Annotated in this window: 4 protein-coding genes; all 4 read right to left on the bottom strand. The window is 49.8% G+C overall.

The annotated features are described in order from the left end of the window. A partial coding sequence (locus PROVALCAL_RS02345; protein ID WP_006657474.1) for an AAA family ATPase occupies window positions 1-877 on the bottom strand: 877 nt, incomplete at its 3' end. A gap of 102 nt (window positions 878-979) precedes the next feature. After that, complete coding sequence (locus PROVALCAL_RS02340; RefSeq protein ID WP_036960142.1) at window positions 980-1,279, bottom strand: phage tail assembly protein; 300 nt, start codon at window positions 1,277-1,279, stop codon at window positions 980-982. A 63-nt stretch (window positions 1,280-1,342) separates the two neighbouring features. Further along, the gene (locus tag PROVALCAL_RS02335) at window positions 1,343-1,849 is read right to left on the bottom strand and encodes a phage major tail tube protein (protein WP_006657472.1); all 507 of its coding nucleotides are present in this window, start codon (window positions 1,847-1,849) and stop codon (window positions 1,343-1,345) included. After that, the coding region (locus tag PROVALCAL_RS02330; RefSeq protein ID WP_006657471.1) for a phage tail sheath C-terminal domain-containing protein at window positions 1,846-2,919 on the bottom strand (1,074 nt) is incomplete at its 5' end. The genes PROVALCAL_RS02335 and PROVALCAL_RS02330, both read right to left, overlap by 4 nt.

The following is a 2,919-nucleotide window of genomic DNA, read 5'->3' as shown; positions in this document are numbered from 1 at the left end:
TATGCCCTTTTAATGCCCCGTCAGCCCCTTCTTTTGTCACCAAATTGTATTTGCGCTGCTCTCGCATCAACTCGTCAAAGCTTTTCCCTGAGCGCTTAATCAACATCAACAATTTACTGGCTTCCCCCCCCAATAAGGCATCCAGTGCAAAAGAGGCTTTGGACTCATCCTCAAGTGACAGTGCTTTATCGATAATTTTTTCAAACTGAGCAATATCACTCAGCGCACCGAGTTCAAAATCCTTAATCCCCAGTGTCTCAAACGCTTCAGTGAGGGCGGTTTGTTCGCCCAATTGCTTAAATTCCCCTGCCTTATGCAGGTACTCTTCAAACAAATCACCGATATTCTCGCCGTTCATGCCATACTGTTTGGCTAACGAATCCCACTGCATGAACGTTTGAGTATCCACCCCGTAAGACGTCGCCAGACCGACCTGTTCGGCGGTCTCCGCGTTGGCGATCGCTGGGGTGAACAGTGCGGCAGCGCCCGAAGCCACCATGCCGCCCCCAATTGCAATCCCGACCCCTTTGGCTAAATTGACGCCTCGTCCAGCCAGTGTCCTCCCTATCCCCTTAAAACTGTCCAAACGCTCTGATTTTGCCAACTGTGTATTCAGTTTAGCTTGAGCGGTATCCGCTTGATGTATTTCTCGGGTTAATGCGGCATACTGTTTTTTAAGATCTTTGACACTGGCACCGGCAAGTTTTTGCCGTTTGATTTCCGCCGTCAGCTTGACTTGCTCTTGCTTCAATCGCGTCGATTGACGCTCAACATCCTGCAAGTCCTTACGTAAATCTGACGCCGAACGACGCCATGAACTGGAAATTTTACCGCCAAAAGAGACTGTCGCTTTAAGGTTTTGACTCACGCTTGCCACGTTTCGCCTCCTTTAATTCATCCAAAAGCCACTGAGAAAAAACCCGAAAAGGCATTGCAAGATAATCCGATAACGTAAAATGCAATCGACGCCCCAGAAATCTTAACGCGTTGTTGATGTCGGCTTCGGTCGCTTCGCGGGCGGTAACATAAAAACGTTAAAGGTATCCGTCAGCTGGGCATAATCCGCTGCCGTCAATTGCCAAATATCTTGCTCACTCAGACCGCACAGTTGCGCTATCATACGGGCTTCTTTTTCCTCTTCTGAGCCGCGATCTTTGGCAAATGCAATGCGATCACGTACCACAGGCTCTCGAAATGTGATCTCTGTAAGTTCAACGCCACCGTCCAATATGATAGGGGTATACAATTTAATTGTGCGCGTTTCACCGGGAAAACTCATATTCATCATCACTCCATAAAAAAAGCGACCCGAAGGTCGCTATATCATCATATTGAAAAAACATTACACGCGAACTTTTGCCGCTAGCCCCGCGAACACATCCACACCATTGACTCGACGCACAAAACGCTCGGTATCAATCATAAATAACTCTTTCCCTTCAAACGTTTTGCGGTAGTAATTCACGGCAATGTCCACGGTGAACGCCGCTTCGGATAAATTGCTATTGCCTCGAGCATCCGGCGTCACCGTCATCACAAACCCTTCAATCTCTTCAATAGTACCCAATGCAATATTGTTTGCCACATACCCTTGATAGGCGGTAAATCGAGAGCGTTGCCCGCTGACAAAGCCGAAACTGGACAACATCTCCGTATCCAGACCGTAAAACTTGATCTGACAGGTGAGCGCCTCCATCCCATCATCTACCGGCATGGGGGCATCTTGTGCGCCCGTCCGTAAATCCGTTTTCACTATCGATAACGTGGGCGGCATAAATTCATGAGCCCCTTGAATACGAATACCTTGACGAAAAAAGGTCCATGCGCGTAATTGATTGTGATAACTCATAGTGCCGTTAACTCCTGTAGTCCGTATTCATTATTGATACTGACGCGCATCTGAATGAGCTCAGTTGGCGATTTAGGACCAAAGTCATAGTTAATGTAAAGCTCTCCCGCAGCTAACGTTTCTGCCGTATTAAGTTCAGGATCTAACCACGCTTGCCCTCCAAATATCGCCCCTTCCCCCACCAGTCGTCGCAAATAGGCGTTCACTGAGCCGATAATATCGTCTGCATTTTGTCGATCTAATGGACGGTCGACATACCCCAGCATCGCAAGTTGAATGCTGTCCTCAATCACATCCGCTGTTCGACGTACCGATTCAAAATGCCATTGCGGGTGTGACGCACACAGACGATTGCCCCAATGTTTGAATCCCGCTTGCCGGATCAGCGTAGAAACATTTTGCATGTTGAGTAAGTTGGCATCACAGTTGCGTTCCCCCAAAATAAACTCATCGACTTGCTCCACGCCCAGAATGTTGAACACCGCTTGGTTGGATTTACTCCACCACCACCCTTTTTCGTAATCAATACGGGCTCGGAGTCCCGCCGCAAACGCCGAATACGGGCGATACGCCAGTTGACCATCGAGTTGCGTCGCTAATACGCGCGGACGTAATAACTCCGTTCTTGCACCATAACGTTGTCGACGCTGAACAACCTCCGATAACGTCGCCCCTGACGCACAATCCACGTACGCCACCGCCCGTAATTTTCCCGCCACGGTTTCTAAGGCTTTCCCCACCGCATCGTCTTCACTGAATCCCGGCGCAATCACAATGCGCGGCTGATACCCCACCACAGAGCGACTTGAAGAAAGTTGACGGATCCCGCTGAGGAGGTTTGCACGTTGTGCGTCTGCATCCGCTTGCGCTTCAACCCTCACCACGACCGAAAGTGCATGCCGCTGATCATTAAGATCAATCAAGGCTTGCTTCAACGTCCCAGCATTCCCCAAACGCGATAGGGGCGCAGTGCCCACCACCACGACCGGGGTGTTCAATGGAAACGGCTCATCTTCGCCCCCTTTGAGTGTGTCGGAAAAAGGAGACACAACCCCGCTTCCTGTTCCTGC

Origin of the sequence: Providencia alcalifaciens DSM 30120, assembly GCF_000173415.1 — a bacterium.
GTDB classification, from domain to species: domain Bacteria; phylum Pseudomonadota; class Gammaproteobacteria; order Enterobacterales; family Enterobacteriaceae; genus Providencia; species Providencia alcalifaciens.
Note: the sequence above shows the minus strand (reverse complement) of the source record. Positions and strands in the feature narration are given on the sequence as shown.

Bases quoted from the DNA above. Each gene is read 5' to 3' on its own strand.
- PROVALCAL_RS02340 (WP_036960142.1), bottom strand. From the start codon at position 1,279: ATGAGTTTTCCCGGTGAAACGCGCACAATTAAATTGTATACCCCTATC.
- PROVALCAL_RS02335 (WP_006657472.1), bottom strand. From the start codon at position 1,849: ATGAGTTATCACAATCAATTACGCGCATGGACCTTTTTTCGTCAAGGT.